Origin of the sequence: Bartonella quintana (assembly GCF_009936175.1) — a bacterium.
In the GTDB taxonomy this organism is placed as follows: domain Bacteria; phylum Pseudomonadota; class Alphaproteobacteria; order Rhizobiales; family Rhizobiaceae; genus Bartonella; species Bartonella quintana.
On sequence record NZ_AP019773.1, the window covers coordinates 143,672 to 162,648 of the forward strand.

Below are 18,977 nucleotides of genomic sequence, written 5' to 3' on the forward strand. Positions count from 1 at the left end.
GAAAAGCTAGAGAAGATTTGTAGAAATTATATGGTTATCCACAGTCTTTGTGGATTTTTGCAGAGTCTTTTTTGTCAAGCTTTTTTATTTTTTTTTTTTAGTCTGAAGAGATTCTTTAATTATTGGTAAATTTAGAAAAAAAAAGTAAATTGAATCAATTATTTTTCTCATTCCTCGTTTATATCAGCAGGTTTATAGCGGTTTTTTAGGAGATTTTGATTTTATTTTGACCTCTTGCATTTTACCTCTGCTGTTTTGTATGGTTCTTGTAGAAACTAAAAAAATACAGGGTTCAGATCAGAGAGAGTTATCCTGTGTTGTTGAGTGTAAGGTGCTTTAGTTTAGGCTGTTATGGGCTCTCATGTTGGATAGGTTTTCTGACGGATTTTTTAGTTTTCTTGAATGGTGTGTTTTTCATTTTAGAAAAATGGATCATATCATAAGTGCAAGTAAATCTTAGTCATCTTTGTTGGTGGGGTTGTGATGAGGTTATCCTGGGGGAGGATGAATAATCTTATTGGGGTAGGGCGTTTTGCCTTTGCTAAGTTGATTTTTAGCTGTTTGGCGAGACAAAGTTTTTGTTTTTATCGGGATGAAAGATGGTGGATAAATTGAACTCTAAAGCTAGTTCCTTTAAAAGGGTTTCGGTGGATATCCTGTCGGCAGAGAAAATAATAAAAAGTAAGATGACGAATATAGGTGGGCCAGTTGTTGAAAATGCTTCTATAGAGCATCCAGTTATTTCAGAAGAAGAAGGTGCAGCGACTTTCGCGCGTGTGATGGCGCAGTTAAAGGCACAGGTTGGTATCGAGGCTTATACCAGTTGGTTTGGTCGTTTGAAGCTTGCTGAATATAGCCGTAATCTTGTAAAGCTTTCTGTTCCTACAGCATTTTTGCGTTCATGGATTAATAATCACTATGGTTCTCTTTTGACCAATTTATGGAAACAAGAGAATTCAGCGATTCTTCGGGTTGAAGTCATTGTTCGTGGTATGAAGCGCGTTTCAAAAGGCGTAGTCTGTAGAACGAGTGCAGCTCCTGTTGTTCTGGAAGGGCAGACAGCTTCCTCTTTTGTTGAGAGTTATACAGAGCCTTCAGTAAAGGATATTGAAGCAGGAGTTTTTGGTTCTCCACTTGATTCTCGTTATACTTTTGAAAGTTTTGTTGAGGGTTCTTCTAACCGTGTTGCATTAGCTGCAGCGCGTTCGATTGCAGAGGGACATAAAAGTGCTTTGCGCTTTAATCCTCTTTTTATTCACGCCTCTGTTGGTTTAGGAAAAACCCATTTGCTTCAAGCTGTTGCAGCTGCTGCACTAAAGCGTTTAATGCCTGCACGGGTTATTTATTTAACTGCTGAATATTTTATGTGGCGTTTTGCGACAGCTATTCGTGATAATGCTGCTCTTTCTTTTAAAGAACAGCTTCGTGATATTGATCTTTTGATTATTGATGATATGCAATTTTTGCAAGGAAAATCGATACAGAACGAATTTTGTCATTTGCTCAACATGTTGCTTGATAGTGCGAAACAAGTTGTTGTTGCTGCAGATCGTCCGCCAGCAGAATTAGAATCACTTGATCTTCGCGTTCGGTCTCGACTTCAGGGAGGGGTTGCTCTTGAAATTGAAGTACCAGATTATGAAATGCGTTTGAAAATGTTACGCCAACGTTTAAAAGTGGCGCAACAAGATGATAACATGGTTGTAATTTCTGATGAGGTTTTGCAGTATATTGCTAAAACGATTTTGGGTTCAGGGCGTGATATTGAAGGAGCATTTAATCAATTGTTGTTCCGTCAGTCTTTTGAATCTGATTTATCTTTAGAACGGATTGATGAATTGTTGGGTCATTTGACACGTTCAGGTGAATCGAAGCGTATTCGGATTGAAGAAATTCAGCGCGCAGTTGCGCGCCATTATAATGTTTCTAAGCAAGATTTATTGTCTAATCGTCGGACGCGTACAGTCGTGAAGCCGCGACAAGTTGCGATGTATTTGGCGAAAATGTTGACACCTCGTTCGTTGCCAGAAATTGGGCGTCGTTTTGGAGGGCGTGATCATACGACAGTTTTACATGCTGTCCGTAAAATTGAAGATTTGGTTTGTGATGATCAGACATTAGCCAAAGAGCTTGAATTGCTTAAGCGGTTGATTGGAGAGCAAGCTGCATAGCATTTATAATTTTCCCACTGTTATCGAAAATCTTGCAGAGGAATTAATAAAGATGGTTTTTGCTTATACAGGAGTCACTTGCTATTTTAAAAGAGGTTGAGTAAAATTCAGCGGGTGATTCTTTCAAGGGGATCGTGTTGTTTTCAATCTAGAGAATTCCTATAATTCTTGGTAAATTATAATGGGGATTTTTATGCACGTTACAGTTGATCGCAATCAACTTCTCAAGTCTCTTGGTCGTGTTCACCGTGTGGTTGAGCGTCGTAATACTGTTCCTATTTTGTCGAATGTGTTGATTGATGCAGACAAGAACGGTGTGCAATTAAAAGCAACAGACCTTGATTTAGAGGTTACAGAATCTTTTATGGCCAATGTAAAACAAGCGGGAGCAATAACTGTTCCAGCACATTTGCTGTATGACATAGTTCGTAAACTTCTTGATGGGAGTGAGATTGTATTATCAGTTGATATGAATCAGGCGAGTACGATGTCTGTTGTTTCTGGTTGTGCACATTTTCAGCTTCAGTGTCTTCCCAAAGTAGATTTTCCAGAGTCGCTTCCAGGTCAATTTGGTTACCGTTTTTCTTTATCGGCATCAAGCTTGAAGCATTTGCTTGATTGTACGCAATTCGCTATTTCTACTGAAGAGACTCGTTATTATCTTAATGGTATTTATTTTCATGTCGTTGATGATGGTGTTCTAAAGCTGCGTTTAGTTGCTACTGATGGTCATCGTTTGGCGCAAGTTGATATGGAAGCGCCTTCGGGGGTTAAAGACATGCCTGGTATCATTATTCCCCGTAAAGCTGTAGGAGAGTTGCAAAAGCTTCTTTCTGAAGAAATTAATGATAATGTGTGTGTAGAGCTTTCAGAAACAAAAATTCGTTTTTCTGTAGGTTCTGTGGTTTTTACATCTAAGTTAATCGATGGAACATTCCCAGAATACCAACGTGTTATCCCTCTTGGAAATGATAAAAAATTAATCGTCAACAAGCAGAATTTTTCTTCTGCCGTTGATCGTGTTTCTACAATTTCAAGTGATCGCGGGCGTGCAGTGAAGTTAACGATTGAGCAGGGACAATTAAAGCTTGTTGTTCATAACCCTGACTCGGGGAGTGCAGAAGATCAATTAGCAGCTACTTACACATCTGATCCACTCGAGATAGGGTTTAATTCACGTTATCTTTTGGATATTGCTGGACAACTTTCGGGCGATGAGATGGTTTTTATGCTGGCCGAAGCCGGAGCCCCAGCTCTGATTCGTGATAATGATGACGCGGATGCGCTTTACGTGCTGATGCCCATCCGCGTTTAGGGACGATTGTTTTGCAATGCATGGCTGGCCATGTGCACAAAGTGACAGTGAGGCAGCTAAGGCTTGTGCGTTATCGCAATTATTCTTCTTTTAATATTCATTTTTCGGGTCAGCATGTAGTCTTTACTGGACATAACGGTGCTGGTAAGACAAATCTTTTAGAAGCATTGTCTTTTCTTTCTCCTGGTCGTGGTTTACGGCGGGCGGCTTATTCTGATGTCAGCTTTGCAGATAGTGGAAATACAGGATTTGTTGTGTTTGCGCGCCTTCAATGTGCTCTTTATGGTGAAGTAGATATTGGTACGGCTTGGGACATTGACGATAACAGCCGAAAAGTACATATTAATGGTGTGAATAAGACAGGTGATTGCCTAACAGATTACTGTCATATGAGTGTCCTAACTCCTTCTATGGATGGGCTTTTTACAGGTTCTTCGCTTGAGCGTCGCCGCTTTTTAGATCGTATGGTTTTGGCTATTGATCCTTTTCATGGCCGTCGTATAATGGATTATGATAGGGCTATGCGCGCTCGTAATCGTTTATTTTCGGATGGAAGTGAAGATCGTGCTTGGTTTGATGCTTTAGAAAAGCAGATGGCAGAATTGGCAACAGCTATTGCTGCAGCGCGTATTGATATTATTCGGCTTTTAAATGGCATGTTTGCACAAGCGCCAGTTCATACACCTTTCCCACGCGCTTTTTTGCAAGTTGATGGTTTTTTAGAAACAGCTCTTAGTAAGGCATCAGCGATTGAGGTTGAAGAGCAATTTTGTGATCGATTGCAGAATAACCGCGCGATAGATCGTGCTGCTGGGCGGACATTAGAAGGACCACATCGCACAGATTTGCAGATTTTTTATGCTGATAAAAATATGGCGGCAGCATCTTGTTCGACAGGTGAGCAGAAAGCTTTGGTGACAGGTTTGGTTTTGTGTCATGCGCGTTTAACAAGTATAATGTCGGAGAGGGCACCTATTCTCCTTCTTGATGAAATAGTTGCTCATCTTGATTCTCATCGGCGTGCTGCTTTGTTTGATCTTCTTGATGATTTAGGTGGACAAACATTTATGACCGGAACAGATCCCATTTTATTTGACGCTTTGAAAGGGCGAGCAGAGTTTTTTGAGATTAAAGATGGAACTTTGTTGCCATAAAAAATATGCTAAAAGTTTTTTATAAGCTGATGATCGAAAAGAAGAGGCGATTATGTCTAAGATTATAACGGTTTTAAATGGTCCTAATTTAAATTTTCTTGGTAAACGTGAACCAGAAATTTATGGCACTGAAACCTTAGAAGATATTGAACAATTTTGCAAAAAATGTGCAACGAGGCTTGGCATAATAGTGCACTTTCATCAAAGCAACTATGAGGGGCAATTGGTAGAGTGGATACAGGAAGCGATTGGCGTGAGTGCGGGATTAATCATTAATCCTGCTGCTTATAGCCATACATCTATTGCAATTCTTGATGCATTAAAGATGTTTTCGGGGCTAAAAATAGAAGTTCATTTGTCTAATGTTTATCACCGTGAAGCTTTTCGTCACCATTCTTATACGTCTGCGGGTGTGGATGCAGTTATTTCTGGCTGTGGGAGTAAAGGATATTGGCTTGCGCTTGAATATATTGCTCAACGATTTAATTATAATTGTTAAAAGCAATGTTGGATAAGAGCAGTATGGGCATTGAATTTACTTGATAATTATTTCTTGATGAGTAAGATATCACCGTTGTATTTTTTGCAACTTCCAGTGCGTATAACGGCGGCAGGTTAAGATGAGAAGCTTTGTTAGACAATTAGAAATCTTTGCAGTTTTAGGGGGTGCACTGCTTCTATCTGGTTGTAAAGTTGATGTTCTTCAGCCATCCGGATATGTTGCACGTCAACAGCTTATTTTGATTGCTGTTTGTGTGTTTGTTATGCTTTGTGTTGTAATTCCGGTGATGGTAAGTGTAGTGCTTTTGGCTTTTAAGTATCGTGCGTCGAACGTAGCAGAAGATTATTTACCTGATTGGGGGCATTCAAATAAAATTGAAGCATTTATGTGGGGTATTCCAATTCTTATCGTAACGGTTTTAGGTGCATTGACGGCCTATTATACCTATAAACTTGAACCAGCAAATCCACTTCCGGTGGAAATTGTTGGTGAAGAGAAGCCGTTGCAAGTCGATATTGTGGCTCTCGATTGGAAATGGCTCTTTATTTATCCGGAGTACAATATTGCATCAATTAATGAAATTTATGCACCTGAAGGTCGTCAAGTTTTGTTACAGTTGACGTCAGAGAGTTCTGTTAATGCTTTTTGGGTACCAAAACTGGGCACAGTTCTTTACGCTATGCCGCAGATGAATGCTAAATTGCATTTAGTGGCTGATAAGCAAGGAATATTTAAAGGAAGCTCAGCAAATTACAGCGGTGATGGTTTTGCAGGTATGCGATTTAAATGGCATTCTGTATCTTCTCGGGATTTTGACGATTGGGTTGCTAAAGCTCGTGCGAGTGGTCAAGTCCTTGATCGTGTATCTTATCGTCAGCTTTCCACTGCGCCTCGTATGGGTGATATTGCTGCGAAGGAAAAGGATGCTGAAATACGTTATTTTGCCCCTGTTGAGAAGGGGCTTTACTACCGGATTGTCAACCGATGTGTCGATGAAAATACAGTATGTAATGAAGATTTAATGAAGCGTGCTGCTGCTCAGACACTTTGGGGTGCACTTTGTTCTGTTTTTGATCCTGGTGTTATTTAAAATATTAATAGAAAAAGAGCCCTTTGAAAAAGAGGGTTCTTTAAAGTGAAATTTATCTGATACGGGTTGAGAAATGTTTGGAAGACTTACAGATCCTACGGCTGGTGCTTTTCATGCACTTGCACATGAACCGATTGTTTTATACACATGTATTGCGATTTTTGTGGGTGGTTTAATTGCTGTTATTGCTTTGACAGTTCTTGGATGGTGGGGAGTTCTATGGCGAAATTGGATTACAACAGTTGACCATAAACGCATTGGTATTATGTATGTCGTACTTGGCATTATCATGCTGGTTCGTGGTTTTGCTGACGCTATTATGATGCGAACACATCAGGCTTTGGCGCTTGGGAGTGAAACAGCAGGGTATTTACCCCCTGAGCATTTTGATCAAATCTTTTCTGCCCATGGCGTCATTATGATTTTTTTTATGGCTACGCCGATTTTATTTGGTCTTTTCAATTATCTTATACCGCTTCAGATTGGTGCGCGTGATGTTGCATTCCCATTTGCGAATAATTTAGGATTTTGGATTACAGCTGCGGCAGCAATATTAATTAATGTATCACTTGGCATTGGTAATTTTGGTCGTGGTGGTTGGTTGATGTATCCTCCTTTTTCAGAATTGCAAAATAGTCCGGATACAGGGGTAGATTATTATTTATGGTCACTTCAGCTTTCTGGTATTGCGACGACGATGGGGGCAATCAATTTTGTTGCGACTATCATTAAAATGCGTGCTCCTGGGATGACAATGATGAGAATGCCTGTCTTTTGTTGGAGTGCTTTTGTCAGTAATGTTCTTATTTTAGTTATTTATCCTGTTTTAGCTGTCGCTTTCGCATTATTGGCATGTGATCGTTATTTAGGTATGAATTTCTTTACCAATGCTGCTGGCGGAAATCCAATGGTATGGATTAACTATGTTTGGATTTTTGGTCATCCTGAGGTTTATGTTTTAGTTGTTCCTGCTTTTGGGATTGTTTCTGAGGTTGTGTCAACTTTCTCTTCAAAACGCCTCTTTGGTTATACTTCAATGGTATGGGCAATGCTGGTTATTTTGATTCTTTCGCTTCTTGTTTGGGGACATCATTTCTTTACAATGGGTGGGGGTGAAGCTGTAAATACCTTCTTTGGTATTGCAACAATGATTATTGCGGTTCCAACAGGTGTTAAAGTCTTTAATTGGTTGTTGACCATGTATAAAGGTCGGATTCGCTTTGAACCTCCAATGCTTTGGTGCATAGGGATGATCTTTACATTCGTTGGTGGTGGGTTGACGGGTGTTTTGATGTCTATTGTGCCTGCTGATTGGCAGTTTCATAATTCGCTCTTTTTGGTAGCCCATTTCCACCACACAATTATTGGGGGTGTCATTTTTGCCTATTTAGCTGGGCTTGCTTTTTGGTTTCCAAAAGTTTTTGGTTATAAACCGAATCGGGCCCTAGGTATTGCATCTTTTTGGTGTTGGTTCATTGGTTTTTACCTTGCTTTTTTTCCAGTCTATGCACTTGGTTTAATGGGTGCAACACGTCGTCTCCAACATTACATGGAACCTAGTTGGCAGCCGATGTTTATGATTGCTGCACTGGGTGCTTTTATTATCTTGCTTGGTATCCTTTGTTTTGGACTGCAAATTGTTTTAGCGATTTGGTATGGTATCAAGCATAAAGGACGCTTACCGGTAACATTAAATGACTCTTGGGGTGATGCACGTACGCTTGAGTGGTCAACCTCTTCACCGCCTCCTTCTTACAATTTTGCAATGATTCCAAAGATTCAATCTGACGATGCTTATTGGAATATGAAGAAGAATGGTTATCAGCGTCCGACAAGTGGATTTTCAAAAATCCATATGCCGTCAAATACATCAGCTGGAATTATTGCGGGGTTCTTTTCGTTAGCTGTTGGTTTTGCACTTGTTTGGCATATTTGGTGGCTTGTTGCGATTGGATTGATTGGTTTTATTGCCACGATATTGTGTCATTCATTAATGGGTGATCACCATGGTTACTACATTCCAGCTGAAGAAGTACAAAAAACTGAGGATGCTTTTACAGCTGTTCTGAAAAAGCAAGGAGTAACAGTATGAGTGCAACGACAATGAATAAGACTCACATTGATGAGCATCATTACGACAGTAGCTCAATCATGATATTTGGTTTTTGGGTTTATATACTTTCGGATTTGATCCTGTTCTCAACACTTTTTTCAAGTTTTGCTGTTTTTTCTGCTTCTTATGGTGGGGGAAAACCTGGCAATGAGTTTATTGATTTAAACTTTGTTTTAGTTGAAACCGCTATCTTATTGCTTTCATCAATCACTTATGGGTTTGTAATGGTTCAAGCGCATAAAGGTAATATCAGTGGTGTGCGTTTATGGATGACTGTTACTTTTGTGCTTGGATTTTGTTTTATTGGAATGGAAATTTACGAATTCCATGAACTTTTGAATGAAGTATTCTATTACGATCCTGGTGCTTATGCTGGTATTGATCCTGCGAAAGGTTTAAAGCTTTTTGGACGAGAGGTTTTATCTGCTTATTGGTCAGCATTTTTTGCTTTGGTTGGTACCCATGGTCTTCATGTAAGTGTTGGTCTTCTCTGGATGATCGTGATGTTTTTTCATCTTCGTCGTCGTGGTTTGGATCAGGATAATAAAACACGTTTGGCATGCCTTTCGATTTTCTGGCATTTGCTTGATATTGTGTGGGTTGGTGTTTTCACTATGGTTTATCTATTAGGAGCATTGTAATGAGCATGCATAACGAAACACATATTCCTAGTACTGGTTCCTATTTTGTTGGCTTTATTCTAGCTGTCTTTTTCACTTTGGGTTCTTTTATTCCTGTGATGTATGGAATGATGGAAAGTTGGGCAATTAGCACGAAGGTTGCATATCTTATTGGGATGGCCATTATTCAGATTATAGTGCAGATTGTTTTCTTTTTGCATTTAAATGCTGGTCCCGATGCCAAATGGAATTTAAGTGCCCTGTGGTTTGCAGCTATCTGCGTTTTTGTTATTATTGGGGGTACTTGGTGGGCTATTTCCCATTTGAATTATAATATGATGGGTAGTTCAGGACGTGTTATTGAGCCAGAAAAACAGTTATCGGGCGAAAACATACCTGTGCAGAAACTGCCAAGTATGCGAGTTCCTGTGGAATCTGCGCCCGGTTCTGAAATGCCTGTGGGGCAAGTACCAGGTATGCAAACCCCCATAGAACTTGCACCTAACTCTGAAACGCTGGTGGAGTAAGTTTCTAGGTATGCAGATTTTCATCAATTAATTGTCGGGCAGAAATGCCCGTACCGCAATCGCTAAGTGTGTAAGCTTTTGTAAAGCAGGTGCGTGTACGTGGGCTGGTGGAATAGTCATTAGGGGTTTTGTCATTACAATTTGGAGTATATTTTTATTTTAAACAAAGGAATCTATAGATGGTTTAGTGAAATCTTATTTTGTTCCAAGAAAACGGTTATTTTATAAGTGCGCAAGCAATAGTATTTATCACAATTTAACACAGAGAGCATGAGGATTTTTAGAAGCTCGTTCATTGTGTGTTAAAGTAAAATCACGAAGAGGTAATATTTATATCTAGTTAATTGATATGAAAAATCTTTCAGGTGAAGAGTTTTTGCAACAATAGTATCCAATTAAAAACAAAGATTTGAAAAATCATTAGGAAACTTCATGAATGCGGTTTCGATGACAGTTATTGGTGCTGGTTCTTATGGCACTGCATTAGCCATTGCCTTTGCTCGTAACGGCCATCATGTTTTATTGTGGGGATATAATCCTCAACATGTTAGAGAATTACAGATACATCGTTGCAATCAAGCATTTTTACCTGATGTTCAGTTTCCTGATAATCTATCGCCTGAGGCTTCGCTTGAGACTGCAATAACAGCAAGTCGTAATATATTAATTGCTGTTCCAAGCCATGTATTTCATCAGGTATTATACAATATTCAACCTTATTTGAATCAACATTCACGCATTATTTGGGCAACGAAAGGCTTAGAACATGGTACGGGGCGCCTTCTACAAGAAGTTGCTCGCGAGATTCTAGGTGATAAAATCCCTTTAGCTGTCTTTTCTGGACCAACTTTTGCTAAAGAACTTGCTATCGGCTTGCCTACTGCAATTACGGTAGCAGCTTCTGATGCTGAATTTAGTGAAGAACTACAGCAACTTTTCCATTGTGATAAAAGTTTTAGAGTTTATAAAAACCCCGATATGATCGGTGTTCAGTTAGGTGGAGTAATTAAAAATGTCATTGCTATTGGTGCAGGAATATCAGATGGTATGGGATTTGGAGCAAATGCTAGAATAGCTCTTATTACACGAGGATTAGCTGAAATTAGTCGTTTAGGCATTGCTATGGGCGCGGAGCTTTCCACATTTATGGGAATGACAGGTTTAGGTGATCTGGTTTTGACCTGTACTGATAACCAGTCACGCAACCGTCGTTTTGGAATTCTGCTTGGCCAAGGAATGGATATAGAAGAAGCAGAAAAACAGATTGGTCAGATTGTTGAAGGGTATTTAAATACCAAAGAAGTACGTATGTTAGCACGACGTATCGGGGTGGAAATGCCAATTACAGAGCAAATTTATCACGTTCTCTATAGTGGTAAAAGTGTAATTGAAGCGGCTAATACATTACTGAGCCGTACACTCAAAGATGAGATACATGATAAAGTATGCTTTTAAATTATTCAAATCCATGAGAGATATGTCAATAATACAGCAGGAACAGAATAGATTGTATTAATCATTGGACAATACGGTAAGTTTTAGCAAATTGAAAGCTTATATGAGCCAGTTTTTTATGCAATATGACTTAAACATGAAAATTTTGATTATTGTCTAAGTAATATCTTTGAAAACAATTTATCTCTTCTCATTATACGTATCATTTACGTCAGAGAAAGTACAAATATACCATTCTAAAATGGTATATAAATTGCTTTTTCTATTTTAAAAGGATTATGGGTAATTATTCTCCCTGAGCTTCTTCACTTTGTTTTAATTCTTCCAGCGTCGGCATAGACATAATATTATAACCTGAATCAACATAATGAATTTCACCAGTAACGCCTGAAGATAAATCAGAAAGCAGGTAAAGAGCAGATTTTCCGATTTCGTTAATGTTTACGTTACGGCGCAGGGGCGCATTTCGGCGTTGATACGAAAAAATTGCTCGTGCAGCTGCAATGCCATTGCCAGCTAAGGTCCTAATAGGACCAGCTGAGATTGCATTGACACGGATATTGTGGGGGCCAAAGTCGGCCGCTAAGTAGCGCACCATAGCCTCTAAGGCAGCTTTAGCGACACCCATGATATTGTAATTAGGTACAACTTGCTGTGAAGCACCATAGGTGAGTGTTAAAAGCGTACCCCCATTAGGCATAAGCTTACCAGCACGCTGAGCAATTTCAGTAAAGGAATAAGCTGAAATGACCATTGTGCGCTTAAAGTTTTCACGTGTTGTAACATCAACGTAACGCCCTTTTAGTTGAGACTTGTCTGAAAAACCAATGGCGTGAACAACAAAATCTATTGTTTTCCATTCTTTTTCAAGATGTTCAAAGACACGATCAACATTTTCAATTTTTTCAACATCACATTCAAGCACTAATTTACAACCGATTTTTTCGGCTAGTGGTTGAACACGTTTCCCGAAAGCATCTCCTTGATAGGTAAATGCTAATTCAGCTCCTGCTTTTGCAAGTTGACACGCTATGCCCCAAGCAATTGAGTGATCATTTGCAACCCCCATAATAAGGCCACGTTTGCTCTCCATCAAACCTTTCATATTATTCTCCGTAAGACCGTGCTTTTTAAATCAGCTAAGAATTCCTATTTACCCATAACGTTGGAAAACAAGCGTTGCATTGGTCCCGCCAAAGCCAAAGGTATTTGACAAGACAGTATTAAGTTGTTGATGATCACGGCGTGCACGAACAATTGGCATATCAGCAAAAGCTGGATCAAGCTCTTCAATATGGGCGCTTTCGCAAATAAAATTATGATTCATCATTAACAGTGTATAGATTGCTTCTTGAACACCTGCTGCTCCCAAGGAGTGACCGGTCAGGGATTTTGTGGCGGAAATCGGTGGACATTGATCACCTGTTCCAAAGATACGGCGGATTGCTTCTATTTCAGGGGGGTCCCCAACAGGTGTTGCTGTTGCATGCGGGTTGATATAATCAATTTTATTCTTCACGGTTGCGAGCGCCATGCGCATGCACCGCTCTGCTCCCTCTCCTGAGGGGGCAACCATATCGTACCCATCCGATGTAGCACCATAACCAATAACTTCTCCGTAGATTTTTGCACCACGTGCTTTAGCGTGTTCCAGTTCTTCAAGAACCAAAACGCCGGCTCCACCTGCAATAACAAATCCATCACGATGAGTGTCATAAGCACGGGAAGCTTTTTCTGGTACGTCATTATATTTGCTGGACATGGCACCCATAGCATCGAATAAAACAGATAATGTCCAATCCAGATCTTCACAGCCACCGGCAAAGATGCGATCCTGCTTGCCATATTGTATCATCTCATAAGCATTGCCAATACAATGATTAGATGTGGCACAAGCAGAAGAGATTGAATAGTTCACCCCTTTAATTTTAAAAAAAGTTGCGAGTGTTGCGGATGCTGTAGAACTCATTGCTTTAGGCACGACAAAAGGGCCGACACGTTTGGGATTTTTTTGACGTGTAATGTCAGCAGCTTCAACGATTGACAGGGTTGAAGCGCCTCCGGAGCCCATAATAATACCTGTGTGCTCATTGGATACTTCATGAGGTTCTAAACCTGCATCAGCAATTGCTTGATCCATAGCGATGTGATTCCAGGCTGTTCCGCGACCGTGAAAACGCAAAGCACGCCTATCAACCAATTCTTCTATATTAATATCAGGTTTACCGTAAACTCTACTGCGGAAACCTAATTCGGCATACTGAGATGCGTAAGAAATTCCGGATTTTGCTTCATGTAAACTAGTCAAAACGGCTTGAGGGTTATTTCCAATCGCGGAGACAATTCCCATTCCGGTTACAACAACTCGACGCATTCATACCTCCTTGCTTCATACAGAATAATAAAATAATACCATCTTCTGATGGAAATAATTTTTAGTCTTCTTTGAATAAAGCAACGCGTAAATCATTTGCTTTATAGATGGTTTCTCCATCTGCTTTTACCCATCCATCGGCTATTCCCAAGACCAAATTTCCACGCCGGATACGCTTAAAATCTATTCCATATTCAAGAAGTTGGGTTTGTGGAGTTACCATACCTGATAGTTTTACTTCACCTGTTGATATAGCTCTTCCTTTTCCTGGTTCGCCTAGCCAACCGAGAAAAAAACCTGTTAATTGCCACATGCCATCCAGACCGAGACACCCTGGCATAACCGGATCACCTATAAAATGACAATCAAAGAACCATAGGTCTGAAGTAATGTCAAATTCAGCGCGAACTATTCCTTTATTGTATTCACCGCCAGTTTCACTGATTTCGGTGATTCGATGAATCATCAACATTGGCGGTGCCGGTAATTGTGCATTACCCTTACCAAACATTTCGCCGCGAGCGCAGCTTAGAAGTTCCTCATAAGTATAGCGAGACTTTTGTTCAGCCATTGTTACTCCATTTATTTGCGTATATTTTTTACTTCTGCGCTTTTCCCCAATCTACTTTTAGAGCAAATTTTAAGGAGAGGGAAATGATTTTGTATCATTTTTAGTGACAGAAGCCCTTTTTTATGTATTCTGCGTGGGTGGTTATTTAAAATGGAATAAAAATATATCATACTGTTCCTATTTTTTTGTATTTTAACTTTATTGAATCAGAAATTTATTGTGGTTTGGAACATGTCAGTGAACGCAGACAATTTAGGTTTGGATGAAGAGGGACAGTCTGCGAAGGACTGTGGAGAGGTTGAGAGTTGTTATTCCATATCTGTGTTAGAGAAGCATTTGCGTCAAAATGGTTTGCGACCAACACGCCAGCGGCTAGAACTTGCTAATATGATTTTTTCTCAAGGCAACTGCCACATTGCTGCTGAAGAACTTTATGAAGAGGCAATTAGGTTGGGCGTGCCTGTGTCTTTAGCAACTGTTTACAATACGCTTCATCAATTTACGGAAGCAGGGTTGTTACGAATTATTGCTGTAGAAGGCTCGAAAACTTGGTTTGATACCAATACATCTGATCACTATCATTTTTATATAGAAGGCGAAAATCGTATTCTTGATATTCCGTGCAATTTGGAGGAGGCTCCGATTATTGGAAATTTGCCTCAACCGCCGGAGGGTATGGAAATTTCGCATGTTGATTTGATAGTTCGGTTGAAACCAAAAAAATCAACCTGATAATGGGGCTTAGAGAGTTCAATAAAATAAAAATTAAACTTGGTGAGTTTAAAAATTCACTAACCTTTTATTTTTTCATCAGGATAGATTCCCCATAACTGGGGTTGATGAAGCCATCCGCGGATATTATTAATGTCTAGTTCGCACCAGTATCCGTCGCATTGGTGAATGTTGCCAATGACATTAGGCTCGACTTCTGCCACAACTTTTGCGTTGTCTGTGGGGGTTTTGCGTAGCATCAGCCTTTTTGTTTTATCTTTTTGCCATGGAATAGTTATAGCGGTTCGTTTTCCTGATAAAAGTGATTGATAGACCCACCCTTCATCACCTTCGGCATCACGAATTTTGCGCCATTGATCGTATTCTTGGATGATTTCAATGGGCAACCCCTGCTTTTTGTACGTAAAGATGATAGAGTAATTGCTCCCTGGCCCGATGCGCACATTAACACGGGTGGGTTTAATCGAAGCAAATCGTGGGAGTGGTAAACCACTTGGTCCTAAATTTTGATTGAGTGTTTGTGCGTGCAAAAAATCAGATGAACTGAAGGCAAAGACTCCTGCCATGAAGATAAATGGTGCGAGCACTAAAAATCGAAACCAACGAGAATATTGCACACTTAAACCTTTTGCTATATCGTTGCTATTATTAGCAATCTAAGATAGGATTGAGAACTGATCAAAGCTATGGCATACCACTAGTTAAAGAGATCTAAACAGTGATGAAATTATTACAAGAATAACGGGATAAATAAGGCAAAATTTGAATTTCTTAATGGTCACTTTGTTTATAAAAATCTGTAGAGTAAGTATGCTAAGCAAGTAGATCGAGTTACATAAGCACATATTAATTCCGGATTAGTATGAGACACCGAAAGTTACAGAGTTTTATCGCTTTGATTTAATATGAGGGGGATCGTGTGTCAGATATCATTCTTTTTGCGGACACAATTGCATATTACGATAGTAATGTATGTGTTGCAGTTTATGTGAGTTAGGGAATTTGAAAGATTTTGCAGCTTAGTCCAGATAAGAAAACCATCACAGGATTTGTATGCGAAGAAAACATTGTATCGCAAGACAACAGCTCAACGCCTTACATACCCTACACATCCTACGCGACTACAACTACTCTTAAATATCAGCAATGGTTCTTTATGTTTGAAATGGCTAAAAACTAAACAGCCTTACCATATTACAAGAGGGAAAAATCAACTATCACTCCGGATAAAATAAACACCTCTAAAAAACACTACGCAAAAAAAATTCCACACATAGCAACTTACTTACACACAGGCCCTTTAGATACCTTTCTACACTATTGTCAATGTAACTTTAATAACACATTAACAAAGTACACTCTCACACCATAAAGTATACTATCTTAGTGCAGAAATTCGGCCGTTGCTCATAAGACCTTCTCTTTGTGCACGCTTACGGGCAAGCTTACGTGTGCGACGGATAGCTTCAGCCTTCTCGCGAGCACGCTTTTCTGATGGTTTTTCATAATATCCACGCATTTTCATTTCACGAAAGATACCTTCACGCTGCATCTTTTTCTTTAACGCGCGTAGCGCTTGATCAACATTATTATCACGAACGAGTACTTGCACTGTTTATCCTGCTTTGTTTCAGTATCATAAATAATAGGAAAAAACCCAGTCACCTTATAAAGGTATATCTAAAAGAATACACCTCATAGGGCATATAGCACATAAATGAGCTGTTTGTCTATATCGCTTTTTAAAATTCTATTCTTTTTGCGATACGGTGTTTTTCATAATGAATGATTGAGTTTACAATTTAAACCTATGAAAGTCCTAGAATCTCATCATTTCAATCAAGCTGAATTCTTTCCGCGACAGGGTAAGTTTGGTAAGCCAAGCATGATTGCGACATCTCGGCAAATGATAACAATAAAACCTGCGCTTGCTGAGAGGAAAACTTCTCGTACAAGAATTTCAAAATCAACAGGAACACCATATTATTTGGGATCAGAAGAAAGGGAATAAGATGTTTTGCCGTACAAATAGGGCATGTTCCATATCCTTGCTTTTTCCTAATATTCAAGCTGCTTGAGAATAGGATTCGGGATAATGGCTCCCCGTCCACCATAGAGGTTTGTTATAATACAATTAATTTTCTGGGTGAGTGGAGGATCATCTTGATACAGAATTTTAATAATGAGCATTTTTTCTTCAATCAAAGTAATAAGTTCTTGTGCAAGTTCTATTGCGTCTTTTCCACCTTATTTCCAATGTCTGTAGAGAATAGTTGTGTGTCCGGTTGTTGCGACTATTTTTTGTAACGTACTTATTCCAGCATTGCTTAATTAAAATGATTGGTAGCGACAACACAAATAATATTGTAGTGCGCGTGCGCCATGTTTTTGATATGCCATATAGGTTGGCTGCCCCCTTTTGTAAAGTGGTGATATTCTCTTTTGTCAGATTATTTTTATCCACGCCACTATTCATTTTTAATGCGCGAATTGTTACGACAATTACTGTAGCATCTGGTACAAGACCTGTTTGTCAACATTTAATATTGAAGAATTTCTTTGCTCCAAGATCGGCTCCAAATCCTGCTTCCATGACAACATAATCGGCCAGTATAATTGGCCAGTTTTAAGGCAGCTTTCATTGTGGTAACTGAATTACCAACCATGAGCGATGTTGGAAAAGGCCTCTGTGTACAAGAACAGGGTTATTTTCAATTGTTTGTACGAGATTGGGTTGCATGGCGTCTTTGAGCAGAACTGTCATTGCACTTTTCTACATTAAGATCAGCAGCTGTTACAGGTATTTTATCATACCGATAGGTGACAACAATTTTTTTGAGTCTTTGCGTAAGATTTTCTAGATTTTTTGCGAGACAAAAAAATAGCCATAATTTCTGATGCAACAGTAATATCAAAACTTGTTTGACGTGGAAAACCATTGGTACTCTGCTCAATGAAATAACGATGTTGCGCAATGCACGGTCATTCATATCAAGGGCTCGCTTCCAAACAATGTGGCATGAATCAATATTTAGGGTGTTTCACCAGTAAATATGATTATCGATCATTACAGCAAGAAGATTATGAGCAGCTGTAATGGCAAAAAATCGCCAGTAAAATGCAAATTAAAGTCACCCATTGGTACGACTTGGGCATAACTACCTCCAGCAGCACCATCTTTTATACCAAAACAGGGGCCTAAAGACGGTTCTCTCAAGGTGGATATTGCTTTTTTTCCAACGAGATTAAGCATCATTTAGTCTAATCGTTGTTGTTGTTTTTCTCTTCTCCGGCAGTTGTTAGATTGATAGCGGTGATGAGGATAAGTTTACCATCAAGATTTTTATTGAATGCTTTTATTTATGCAGAAGAAATTTTAGCTTTGTCATGTCCATAAAGAATAAGATTTTCATGTGCGATCCAATTGTTGCGCAATTTCAGTGATGTGTTGCTTTTGAGCAGTGCGAGCAATTTCAATATCTGTTTGAGGCACAGAAAATTCTTTAAACTTGGCTTTTTAGTTCTGACAAGTTTTTAGAAGAGGTAAAAAAGTGTCAGAAAAGACGCCTTGATACCAATTAAACTTTTTATAAGAGCTATTGTTGTGCTTTTAAATCCCTCCCAACAATTTATTTTGTTCGGATTTTCTATATCTTACTAAGACAAAGAATGTTATAGCTTTGGAAGTTTTATGGACAAAGGTTTTGTTAAAATAATGAAGGTTCTTTAAAAGAAGGACAAAATATTTGTCTTGAGTCTTAAGAGATGAAGGAAGACAGGCCGCCGAAGACTCCCATTTTTAAGCAACGAAAACGCATTAAATGTCTGATGCGGCTAAAAATACCCTGGAAAGAAGTCTTGATTCGTAATTGAAAGAAGCAGTTATATGGAGCCCGGCCATCTGATAGTGTTATAAGTGTGCGTTATAGAAAATAGCTCAAGAGAGAGATTATTGTTCATTGTTCTCAATAATATAGTGAAGAAAAAAGAAGTTTTATATAATTATAATGGCGCACCCGAAGAGATTCGAACTCCTGACCCCCAGATTCGTAGTCTGGTGCTCTATCCAGCTGAGCTACGGGTGCACAACATTTTTAATTTCTATATTGTTAAAACAAAAGGTTCCTAATCGTTTCATTAAGGAATTGCAAGTGAAACTTGGTAAAAATAGAAAATTTTATCTCTTTGTTGGTGATACATTTTAAAAAGGTGAGAGTATATTTCCAGTTTCAGTTGGATTTTTGCGGGGTCATTTTTTGTTGGGTGAACGGTACAAATCAATATGAACGATAGTTAACTTGATATTTTAATCTACGAAAGATAATCAAACAAGAGATGAGATATGTTTTTTGC

The 18,977-nt window shown here is 39.1% G+C and carries 17 protein-coding genes, 1 tRNA gene and 2 pseudogenes; 10 read left to right on the plus strand and 10 right to left on the minus strand.

The window, feature by feature from the left end:
* Positions 1-599: 599 nt before the first annotated feature.
* From dnaA to gpsA, 9 genes are all read left to right on the plus strand, one after another.
* Positions 600-2,171: a chromosomal replication initiator protein DnaA gene (gene dnaA, locus MF1_RS00535; RefSeq protein ID WP_161510227.1), complete on the plus strand. Its 1,572-nt coding sequence runs from the start codon at positions 600-602 to the stop codon at positions 2,169-2,171.
* A 193-nt stretch (positions 2,172-2,364) separates the two neighbouring features.
* Positions 2,365-3,486: a DNA polymerase III subunit beta gene (gene dnaN, locus MF1_RS00540; protein ID WP_161510228.1), complete on the plus strand. Its 1,122-nt coding sequence runs from the start codon at positions 2,365-2,367 to the stop codon at positions 3,484-3,486.
* Between the two features lie 20 nt (positions 3,487-3,506).
* Positions 3,507-4,640, plus strand: coding sequence for a DNA replication/repair protein RecF (gene recF, locus MF1_RS00545; RefSeq protein ID WP_014923654.1), 1,134 nt, complete (start codon positions 3,507-3,509; stop codon positions 4,638-4,640).
* Positions 4,641-4,692: 52 nt separating this feature from the next.
* Positions 4,693-5,139, plus strand: coding sequence for a type II 3-dehydroquinate dehydratase (gene aroQ, locus MF1_RS00550; protein ID WP_014923655.1), 447 nt, complete (start codon positions 4,693-4,695; stop codon positions 5,137-5,139).
* 121 nt (positions 5,140-5,260) lie between these two features.
* Positions 5,261-6,232, plus strand: a complete 972-nt coding sequence (gene cyoA / locus MF1_RS00555; protein ID WP_014923656.1) for a ubiquinol oxidase subunit II — start codon at positions 5,261-5,263, stop codon at positions 6,230-6,232.
* Between the two features lie 73 nt (positions 6,233-6,305).
* Positions 6,306-8,324, plus strand: a complete 2,019-nt coding sequence (gene cyoB, locus MF1_RS00560) for a cytochrome o ubiquinol oxidase subunit I (protein WP_014923657.1) — start codon at positions 6,306-6,308, stop codon at positions 8,322-8,324.
* Complete coding sequence (locus MF1_RS00565; protein WP_042995272.1) at positions 8,321-8,986, plus strand: cytochrome (ubi)quinol oxidase subunit III; 666 nt, start codon at positions 8,321-8,323, stop codon at positions 8,984-8,986. Before cyoB ends, MF1_RS00565 begins: the two co-directional genes overlap by 4 nt.
* Positions 8,986-9,492: a cytochrome o ubiquinol oxidase subunit IV gene (gene cyoD, locus MF1_RS00570; protein WP_161510229.1), complete on the plus strand. Its 507-nt coding sequence runs from the start codon at positions 8,986-8,988 to the stop codon at positions 9,490-9,492. The genes MF1_RS00565 and cyoD overlap by 1 nt, the downstream gene beginning before the upstream one ends.
* A gap of 432 nt (positions 9,493-9,924) precedes the next feature.
* Positions 9,925-10,947, plus strand: a complete 1,023-nt coding sequence (gene gpsA, locus MF1_RS00575; RefSeq protein WP_014923660.1) for an NAD(P)H-dependent glycerol-3-phosphate dehydrogenase — start codon at positions 9,925-9,927, stop codon at positions 10,945-10,947.
* 286 nt (positions 10,948-11,233) lie between these two features.
* On the opposite strand, the gene fabI is transcribed toward gpsA, so the two are convergent.
* The 3 genes from fabI to fabA form a co-directional block, all read right to left on the minus strand.
* Positions 11,234-12,052: an enoyl-ACP reductase FabI gene (gene fabI, locus MF1_RS00580; RefSeq protein ID WP_011178948.1), complete on the minus strand. Its 819-nt coding sequence runs from the start codon at positions 12,050-12,052 to the stop codon at positions 11,234-11,236.
* 48 nt (positions 12,053-12,100) lie between these two features.
* Entirely contained in the window at positions 12,101-13,321 is a 1,221-nt protein-coding gene (gene fabB / locus MF1_RS00585; RefSeq protein WP_014923661.1) for a beta-ketoacyl-ACP synthase I, read from the minus strand.
* Between the two features lie 61 nt (positions 13,322-13,382).
* On the minus strand, positions 13,383-13,892 hold the full coding sequence (fabA, locus tag MF1_RS00590; protein WP_011178950.1) for a 3-hydroxyacyl-[acyl-carrier-protein] dehydratase FabA: 510 nt from the start codon (positions 13,890-13,892) through the stop codon (positions 13,383-13,385).
* Between the two features lie 231 nt (positions 13,893-14,123).
* On the opposite strand from fabA, the gene irrA reads away from it, so the two are divergent.
* A complete protein-coding gene (irrA, locus tag MF1_RS00595) occupies positions 14,124-14,624 on the plus strand; it encodes an iron response transcriptional regulator IrrA (protein WP_161510230.1) in 501 nt (166 codons plus the stop codon).
* 59 nt (positions 14,625-14,683) lie between these two features.
* Here irrA and MF1_RS00600 read toward each other — a convergent pair whose 3' ends face one another.
* The 7 genes and pseudogenes from MF1_RS00600 to MF1_RS00615 all read right to left on the minus strand — a co-directional run bounded on the left by MF1_RS00600 (position 14,684) and on the right by MF1_RS00615 (position 18,709).
* Complete coding sequence (locus MF1_RS00600) at positions 14,684-15,241, minus strand: SH3 domain-containing protein (RefSeq protein ID WP_161510231.1); 558 nt, start codon at positions 15,239-15,241, stop codon at positions 14,684-14,686.
* Positions 15,242-16,002: 761 nt separating this feature from the next.
* Positions 16,003-16,236, minus strand: coding sequence for a 30S ribosomal protein S21 (gene rpsU / locus MF1_RS00605; RefSeq protein WP_011178953.1), 234 nt, complete (start codon positions 16,234-16,236; stop codon positions 16,003-16,005).
* Positions 16,237-16,463: 227 nt separating this feature from the next.
* Positions 16,464-16,814: pseudogene (locus MF1_RS07095) on the minus strand (formate--tetrahydrofolate ligase).
* A gap of 7 nt (positions 16,815-16,821) precedes the next feature.
* Positions 16,822-17,388: pseudogene (locus MF1_RS07100) on the minus strand (formate--tetrahydrofolate ligase).
* Positions 17,336-17,614, minus strand: coding sequence for a formate--tetrahydrofolate ligase (locus MF1_RS07105; protein ID WP_014923664.1), 279 nt, complete (start codon positions 17,612-17,614; stop codon positions 17,336-17,338). The pseudogene MF1_RS07100 and the gene MF1_RS07105 overlap by 53 nt, the downstream one beginning before the upstream one ends.
* Before the next feature lie 77 nt (positions 17,615-17,691).
* The gene (locus MF1_RS07110) at positions 17,692-17,880 is read right to left on the minus strand and encodes a formate--tetrahydrofolate ligase (RefSeq protein ID WP_342212006.1); all 189 of its coding nucleotides are present in this window, start codon (positions 17,878-17,880) and stop codon (positions 17,692-17,694) included.
* A 752-nt stretch (positions 17,881-18,632) separates the two neighbouring features.
* A tRNA-Arg gene (locus MF1_RS00615) sits at positions 18,633-18,709 on the minus strand.
* Between the last annotated feature and the right edge of the window lie 268 nt (positions 18,710-18,977).

Excerpts from the sequence above, each read along its gene's own strand:
- dnaA (WP_161510227.1), top strand. The coding sequence starts at position 600 with ATGGTGGATAAATTGAACTCTAAAGCTAGTTCCTTTAAAAGGGTTTCG.
- dnaN (WP_161510228.1), top strand. The coding sequence starts at position 2,365 with ATGCACGTTACAGTTGATCGCAATCAACTTCTCAAGTCTCTTGGTCGT.
- recF (WP_014923654.1), top strand. The coding sequence starts at position 3,507 with ATGGCTGGCCATGTGCACAAAGTGACAGTGAGGCAGCTAAGGCTTGTG.
- aroQ (WP_014923655.1), top strand. The coding sequence starts at position 4,693 with ATGTCTAAGATTATAACGGTTTTAAATGGTCCTAATTTAAATTTTCTT.
- cyoA (WP_014923656.1), top strand. The coding sequence starts at position 5,261 with ATGAGAAGCTTTGTTAGACAATTAGAAATCTTTGCAGTTTTAGGGGGT.
- cyoB (WP_014923657.1), top strand. The coding sequence starts at position 6,306 with ATGTTTGGAAGACTTACAGATCCTACGGCTGGTGCTTTTCATGCACTT.
- MF1_RS00565 (WP_042995272.1), top strand. The coding sequence starts at position 8,321 with ATGAGTGCAACGACAATGAATAAGACTCACATTGATGAGCATCATTAC.
- cyoD (WP_161510229.1), top strand. The coding sequence starts at position 8,986 with ATGAGCATGCATAACGAAACACATATTCCTAGTACTGGTTCCTATTTT.
- gpsA (WP_014923660.1), top strand. The coding sequence starts at position 9,925 with ATGAATGCGGTTTCGATGACAGTTATTGGTGCTGGTTCTTATGGCACT.
- fabI (WP_011178948.1), bottom strand. The coding sequence starts at position 12,052 with ATGAAAGGTTTGATGGAGAGCAAACGTGGCCTTATTATGGGGGTTGCA.
- fabB (WP_014923661.1), bottom strand. The coding sequence starts at position 13,321 with ATGCGTCGAGTTGTTGTAACCGGAATGGGAATTGTCTCCGCGATTGGA.
- fabA (WP_011178950.1), bottom strand. The coding sequence starts at position 13,892 with ATGGCTGAACAAAAGTCTCGCTATACTTATGAGGAACTTCTAAGCTGC.
- irrA (WP_161510230.1), top strand. The coding sequence starts at position 14,124 with ATGTCAGTGAACGCAGACAATTTAGGTTTGGATGAAGAGGGACAGTCT.
- MF1_RS07105 (WP_014923664.1), bottom strand. The coding sequence starts at position 17,614 with ATGAATGACCGTGCATTGCGCAACATCGTTATTTCATTGAGCAGAGTA.
- MF1_RS07110 (WP_342212006.1), bottom strand. The coding sequence starts at position 17,880 with ATGATGCTTAATCTCGTTGGAAAAAAAGCAATATCCACCTTGAGAGAA.